The sequence below is a fragment of the Microcoleus sp. OTE_8_concoct_300 genome (assembly GCF_031383065.1).
In the GTDB taxonomy this organism is placed as follows: domain Bacteria; phylum Cyanobacteriota; class Cyanobacteriia; order Cyanobacteriales; family Microcoleaceae; genus Microcoleus.
In genome coordinates this window covers 1-7,113 of record NZ_JANMZH010000309.1, presented here as the reverse complement: position 1 = coordinate 7,113, position 7,113 = coordinate 1, and the positions used below count along the sequence as shown (strand labels likewise).

The 7,113-nt window shown below is 43.4% G+C and carries 6 protein-coding genes and 1 pseudogene; 6 read left to right on the top strand and 1 reads right to left on the bottom strand.

The features are described from left to right. Positions 1-202, bottom strand: a pseudogene (locus tag ACUVJL_RS14075) (DUF305 domain-containing protein); the annotation flags it as partial. A gap of 305 nt (positions 203-507) precedes the next feature. Between ACUVJL_RS14075 and ACUVJL_RS14070 the strand changes: the two are divergent. From ACUVJL_RS14070 to ACUVJL_RS14045, 6 genes are all read left to right on the top strand, one after another. Further along, a complete protein-coding gene (locus tag ACUVJL_RS14070) occupies positions 508-708 on the top strand; it encodes a heavy-metal-associated domain-containing protein (RefSeq protein WP_445246413.1) in 201 nt (66 codons plus the stop codon). A 45-nt stretch (positions 709-753) separates the two neighbouring features. Then, positions 754-3,012 carry a heavy metal translocating P-type ATPase gene (locus ACUVJL_RS14065; RefSeq protein ID WP_445246412.1) on the top strand — a complete coding sequence of 753 codons (2,259 nt, stop codon included), beginning with the start codon at positions 754-756 and terminating at the stop codon, positions 3,010-3,012. A gap of 259 nt (positions 3,013-3,271) precedes the next feature. Further along, the gene (locus tag ACUVJL_RS14060) at positions 3,272-4,249 is read left to right on the top strand and encodes a cupredoxin domain-containing protein (protein ID WP_445246411.1); all 978 of its coding nucleotides are present in this window, start codon (positions 3,272-3,274) and stop codon (positions 4,247-4,249) included. Between the two features lie 178 nt (positions 4,250-4,427). After that, the gene (locus ACUVJL_RS14055) at positions 4,428-4,841 is read left to right on the top strand and encodes a heavy metal-responsive transcriptional regulator (protein ID WP_333468603.1); all 414 of its coding nucleotides are present in this window, start codon (positions 4,428-4,430) and stop codon (positions 4,839-4,841) included. Between the two features lie 676 nt (positions 4,842-5,517). Further along, positions 5,518-5,712, top strand: a complete 195-nt coding sequence (locus ACUVJL_RS14050; RefSeq protein WP_333371321.1) for a heavy-metal-associated domain-containing protein — start codon at positions 5,518-5,520, stop codon at positions 5,710-5,712. Positions 5,713-5,911: 199 nt separating this feature from the next. Beyond that, positions 5,912-6,886 carry a hypothetical protein gene (locus ACUVJL_RS14045; protein WP_445246410.1) on the top strand — a complete coding sequence of 325 codons (975 nt, stop codon included), beginning with the start codon at positions 5,912-5,914 and terminating at the stop codon, positions 6,884-6,886. Positions 6,887-7,113: the final 227 nt, after the last annotated feature.

Sequence of the window (7,113 nt, the reverse complement as noted above, 5' to 3'; positions counted from 1 at the left end):
TCATGCCATGATTCATGCCACCCATGCCGCCGCCTTGTGCCATGTCTTGCTTGTTGTTTGCTTCGGTTGCAGCCGTAACATTTGGGGCTTGAGTTTCGCTGGAAGGGGCTTTTGAACAAGCTGCAAGCACTCCGCTGGTTAGGGCGGCTGTGGCGATCAATGTCAGCCCTGCAAAGCCGGTTTTTAATGAAATTGGTTTCATAGATTTTATATGCTTAAAACGACTATTTATCTTCAGCTTTCCACATATAAATGAAATTAGGATGAAATTTTCGACTGGAAATTGTAAAAAATTATTGCTGTGCTGTCGATCGAACTCAAATTTAAGATTTACAGGACTCATAACCTAATTATGTAGGGTACACAGTGCGCGCCTTACCCTATGGGTAGGCTGTCAAACCACTTTTTCCATAATTCCTGATTAATTTCGCAATCCCCCTTGACACTCCAGTGGACTGGATACTGCAAGATAGGATTAACCCCTCAAAGGAAAGGAAAAATACAACCATGACACTACAGCTAAAAGTCCCTAACATGGCGTGTTCAGCTTGTGGCGAAACCATTACCAAAGCCATCAAGACAGTAGATGCCGCCGCAAATGTTCAGGCAGATCCCAAAACCAAACTGGTCAATATCAAAACTCAAGCATCTGAAGCCACCATTACAGAGGCAATTACAGCGGCAGGTTATCCCGTTACCTGTCACTAAAGATTTCTCAGACCCATTTTAAGGATGAAAATAAGGAGGTTTTGTATGGAAAACGCCACTATGAAACTGCGAGGCATGAGTTGTGCCTCTTGTGCAAGTAACATCGAAGAGGCAATCCGCTCAGTTCCGGGAGTTGAGACGTGCAATGTTAATTTTGGAGCTGAACAAGCCAGCGTTACATATAATCCCAGCCAAACTGATGTAGCAGCGATTCAGGATGCCGTGGATGCGGCTGGATATTCTGCTCTGCCGATGCAAGATGATGTACTTGCCCCAGAAGATGATGCAGAACGGCAGGCGCGGCAAAGTGAAAATCAGGACTTGACCCGCAAGGTGTGGGTTAGCGGTATTATCAGCGCCGTTATCGTGATTGGCTCCCTGCCTGCGATGACGGGATTGCCTATTCCCTTCATTCCCATGTGGCTGCACCATCCCTGGCTACAACTTGTACTCACTACTCCAGTATTGTTTTGGGCGGGTAGGTCTTTCTACATCAATGCCTGGAAAGCCTTGAAGCGTCATACGGCGACAATGGATACGCTAGTAGCGATCGGGACAGGGGCAGCTTACCTCTATTCTCTATTTCCCACCTTCTCTCCCCAGTGGTTTATCAGTCAGGGTCTTAAACCAGATGTGTACTTTGAAGCGGCATCTGTAATTATTGCATTGCTCTTGCTAGGACGACTGTTGGAAAACCGCGCTAAGGGACAAACCTCAGAAGCAATTCGTTCTCTTATGGGTTTGCAGGCAAAAACGGCGCGGGTAATTCGTAATGGACGAGAGGTGGACATTCCCATCGCTGAGGTAGTGTTGGAAGATGTCATTCTAGTTCGTCCGGGTGAAAAGATTCCCGTGGATGGCGAGATTATTGATGGGTCCTCAACGATTGATGAGGCAATGGTAACGGGTGAAAGTGTACCCGTGAAAAAGCAGCCTGGTGATGAAGTGATTGGAGCGACTATTAACAAGACTGGAAGCTTCAAATTCCGAGCCACACGAGTGGGTAAAGATACGTTTTTGGCGCAAATCGTTAAACTGGTGCAGCAAGCGCAAGGCTCCAAGGCACCGATTCAGCGATTAGCCGATCGCGTTACGGGATGGTTTGTCCCTGTTGTGATTGCCATTGCGATCGCTACCTTCATCATCTGGTACAACATCATGGGCAACGTCACAATGGCATTGATTACCACCGTGGGCGTGCTGATTATTGCTTGTCCCTGTGCGCTTGGCTTAGCCACACCAACCTCGATCATGGTGGGTACAGGTAAAGGGGCAGAAAACGGAATTTTGATTAAAGGTGCAGATAGTTTAGAACTGGCGCACAAACTGCAAACTGTTGTTTTAGACAAAACAGGCACGATTACCCAAGGTAAACCCACTGTAACGGACTTTATAACGGTTAATGGTACCGCCAATGGTAACGAGCTAAAACTTCTGCGCCTCGCTGCATCCGTCGAACGGAATTCAGAACATCCTCTGGCAGAAGCGGTGGTGCAATATGCCCAATCTCAAGGAGTGGAGTTGACGGATTCACGGGAGTTTGAGGCTCACGCAGGCAGTGGTGTGCAAGGGTATGTATCCAATCAAGGGGTGCAAATTGGAACTCATCGTTGGATGAATGAATTGGGAATTGATACCAGTAGTTTGCAGCCACCGTGGGATCGATTGGAATATCTCGGTAAGACGGTTATCTGGATTGCCGTGAATGGCAAAGTAGAAGGAATTATGGGCATTGCCGATGCCGTGAAACCATCTTCTGTTGTCGCAATTCGCACTTTACAAAAGATGGGATTAGAAGTGGTAATGCTAACAGGTGATAACCGTCGCACGGCAGAAGTCATAGCGCAGGAAGTCGGCATCAAACGAGTTATTGCAGAAGTTCGTCCCGATCAAAAAGTCGCTCAAATCGAAAATCTTCAGGCAGAGGGAAAAATTGTCGCAATGGTGGGGGATGGAATCAATGATGCACCTGCACTTGCTCAAGCTGACGTAGGCATGGCAATTGGCACAGGAACAGATGTCGCGATCGCAGCTAGCGATATCACTCTAATTTCTGGTGACTTACAAGGCATTGTTACTGCCATCCAACTGTCTCGCGCTACGATCCAAAACATCAAACAAAATCTGTTTTTTGCCTTTGTCTACAATGTGGCAGGCATTCCCATCGCCGCCGGAATTCTTTTCCCGATTTTTGGATGGCTCCTCAATCCAATTATTGCCGGGGCAGCAATGGCATTTAGTTCCGTTTCTGTAGTAACAAATGCGTTGCGTCTCCGTAACTTTCGACCCAAAAATGTTGGCTAATTTGATTCTTGCTTAAGAAGGAATAATGATGAACAAGCAACTTACATTTCTAGGAACATTAGCAGGATTTGGATTTCTGCTTGGGGTAATTTCCGGTTCAATTTTTGGAGTGTTAACGTAGCCTATTTTTGCACTCTGATGAATGAAACATCGAACGATAGCGCGGGTTTAGTCAATCACGAAGGAAATTCACTAAATACCTTTGTTCAAAACCCGCTCTTACTCCCATAATCTTGTGTATTTTTTAGGAGGTTTTCAAATGCTCGGCAAAACAACAATTATCGGTACTATTGCTAGTCTCGGGGTTGTACTAGGAATGTTATATGGTGAAGGAATAGCGCAAAATACCCATGAAACACACCAAAGTCAAACACAGCAAAAAAGTCAGTTTCATCGCATTGAACAACCCTTAAATAACAAGATTTTAGTTACTTTGGCTGGAATCGGGTTAATTAGTTTAGAACTTTGGTGGTTTCTCCTTAGCAAACCCAAATCTCAGAAAGCAGTTACAGCCAGTGGAGGAATTCAAGAAGTAACCGTCACCGTTGATGGTGGCTATGAACCCAGCCGCATTGTTGTGCAAGCGGGACAACCCGTGCGTCTTAACTTTCACCGCCAAGACCCTAGCAGTTGTTTGGAACAAGTCTTAATTCCAGATTTTCATATTGCAGCAGATTTGCCTCTGAATCAAGTAACCTCTGTTGAATTTACACCTAAAAAAGCTGGCAGTTATGTCTTTAGCTGTGGCATGAATATGTTTCGAGGCGAAATTATCGCTGCCGAAGACCAACAACTTGAATCAACGGGGTTCGAGGAACCTCAAACACTAACAGAATCCCAGTTCAATTCATCCATGTCAACACATCAGCCTGAAACAATAATTGACGCTGAAGCTATGCAAATCAATCCAACTGTTGACCAGGGCATCCAGAAAGTGACTATCATTGTTAACAAAGGCTACACGCCCAATCATCTGGTAGTTAAAGCAGGTAAACCCGTTCAACTCCACTTTTTACGTGAAACTTCTAGTGGTTGTTTAGCGAAAGTGCTGATTCCAGATTTTGACATTGCTACCGATTTGTCTTTGAATCAAGTAACAACCATTGAATTCACTCCCGAAGACGTAGGAAACCACACTTTTAGTTGTGGCATGAATATGTTTCGCGGTACCATAGAAGTGCAAGCCGCTAACGTCTCTGACCCAGATGAAATGGCTGCTCAAGCCTTAAATAACTGACCGTCAACCAAGTGCGATCGCTCGAATGGTTTGTCCAAACGCCTACTGCTACCCAAAGTTGCGACATTCAGGCGATCGCCACTCTGTCATTCAAAAAAATGTCTAGCCCCTCTTGACTCTCCATCCCACTGGATAGTTTATCATAAGCTTAGAGTTGGATTCAGTAGAGGAAATGAGTATGTTAGTTCAAGAAAAGCAAAAACTCATTGGTTTAGTTGCGAAGGAAAGCGGCGTACCGATCAAAACCATTCGCTACTATGAGGAACTCGGTTTAATCAAGGCATCAGGCAGAACCGAGGGGAAATATAGATTATTTAATTCTGATATTTTGACTCGGCTAAGCTTTATTAAACGCGCCCAAACTTTGGGATTAAGTTTAGCCGAGATTCAAGAATTATTGACGGTTCACGATGGGGGAGAGTTGCCTTGTGAACACATCAAAGTCCAGTTGCAAGATAAACTGCTCGCTATCGATCTACAAATTCAGCAACTACTTATCCTCAAACTAGAGTTGGAAGGATTACTTTCAGGTGCGCCCACCTTACTAGAAAAGGTTGATTCCATCATTTGTCCTCTGATTCAAAAAAAGTAAATTCTTCTATAACTTAATTGTTTCGATCCGTGTGTCAACGGAGGTTATAGAAGTTGACACACTGGTTTCTTATCAAAAAATAATATCGCTCAAGACAACGACCCCATACACTGATTAAGGCAAGTTCAACAGTTATGGTCAAAGTGGGGAAATCAGGGTTTATATATCTTCTTGCTGCCTAAATATTAGAGTTGCAACACATTAAAAAAGATGAATTAGCAGGGCAAATATTTGACAATGAGCTAGAGCTTGCCTACGCCGTAATTCAGGGAGTAGAAGTTAGATAGAGGAGAAAGAAAAAACTACCGTACCCAACGTGTTAAATTTAAATCCAATCACTACACTTAATCTTTCGTTACATAAAGATAATTTTTCCCGCCTACGTACTTATATGTCGATTTATTAGACCTCTTGCAAAAGTCCTTTTCATCAAGTGATGGGACGGGCAAGATGCCCATCCCACAAGAAAAAATAACTCTTGTGGGATGGGAATCTTGCCCGTCCTAGTTATTTTTGCAAGAGGTCTATTCTGAAAAAATTTGTCAAAATTTTTTCGCTACCCCTTGACTCTCCAGTCGAATAGAGAATTTAAGCTGTTATTAGGTTGAGTAAATTCACGATTGATTTACTCAACAAAGTGCGCCAATTAATTACCATCGATTAGAAATTGAAGGCTATGGTACTGCAACTAACTGTTCCTAAACTGGCTTGTTCTGCTTGCGTGAATGCTATCACCGAAGTTATTCAAACGCTTGATTCTACTGCCTCGGTTCAAGCCAATCCAAAAACCAAACTTGTCAGCATAGAAACTCAAGCCTCCGAAACAGCAATCAAAGAAGCAATAGCTGCGGCTGGCTATCCATCCGTGTAAACCTTGTAGTTTTTTTTCCTGCCAGCGGTTAGCTTTTGGCTAGCCGCCAATCCTAAATATTCATCTTAACTCGGGAGTTTATCAGTAGTTTAGAGGATTCATTTACAAGAATGCCCTTAACTAGAAACTCCAAACGAGAACAGCAAAGTCTGAACCCCTGATAAATCGACCACCTCAAGTTTACTAACTGGAGAAAACAATGAACCCGTTTTTAACTGCAATTGCTATCACTTCAACTCTCATCCTAGCTCAAGGTTGCTTCTCACCCTCAAGCACGAAATCTGGCGAAACATCAACTTCTTCTGCCTCACAAGTGGCAAATACCAGTTCTCACGAGGGTCATGTAATGGATAATGTCCAAAAATCAGGAGCTAATAAAAATCCTCATGAGGGTCATAATATGGAGGATTCCAAAACCCATGACGCTGGAAAACAACATCATGATGGTGGTCATTCGGGATATTCAGATGCCGAACCTGCGAATGCTATCGCTAAGCTGACAGTTCCCTCCAATATCGCGCCCAAAACTCCCGTACCTTTGGTAATTGAAGTCCAAAACAAAGAGGGAAAGTCTATTGCTGATTTTGATAAATTCCAAGAACAATTAATGCACCTGATTGTCGTTAGCGATGACCTCCAATATTTCAATCATATTCACCCCACCTATAAAGGAAATGGACGCTTTGAAGTTCAAACTGATTTTCCCGGCTCAGGTGGTTACACCCTGTTCAGTGATTACAAACCAGCCGAAAATGCAGAACAAGTTTCTGTCTTAAAAATGCAAGTTCCTGGTCAAGCTTTAGCTCTGTCAAAAGTTGACATGGCTACCACCAAAACTTTGGGAAATACTAAGGCTAACCTCACGTTTTCTCAACCTCAAATAAAAGCTGGACAAGGAGTTAACTTAATTTTCAATTTGCAAGATGCTAGTAGCAACCAACCGCTGAAGGATTTACAGCCCTATTTAGGCGAAAGAGGACACTTAGTTATCCTCAAGCAGTCATCACCGTTGACAAAAGCCGACTATATTCATGCTCATGCCTTGAAAGATACTCCAGCAGGAGAGGTTCACTTTATGACCAGTTTCCCCCAACCAGGAAAATATAAGCTTTGGGGGCAGTTCAATCGTAATGGTCAAATTGTCACGGCTGATTTTTGGGTAAACGTGGAATAATTATACTCGCATTTTTTGTTTCTGAAGCAGAGAAACAGATTTTTGTTTCAAATGCTTGATTTCTCAACATTTTGCTATCAGCTAACTAGGGCTTGCTGAATAAGCCTAAAAGCCTTATCTGAAAAGACTTTGACTCGCGATCGGCGCGGATAAAGTGTAAGACTATGAGGTAAAATCAGTCAAAAGCCATGCACAGCATCACTTTCGTTCATGTACCGAAAACTTGA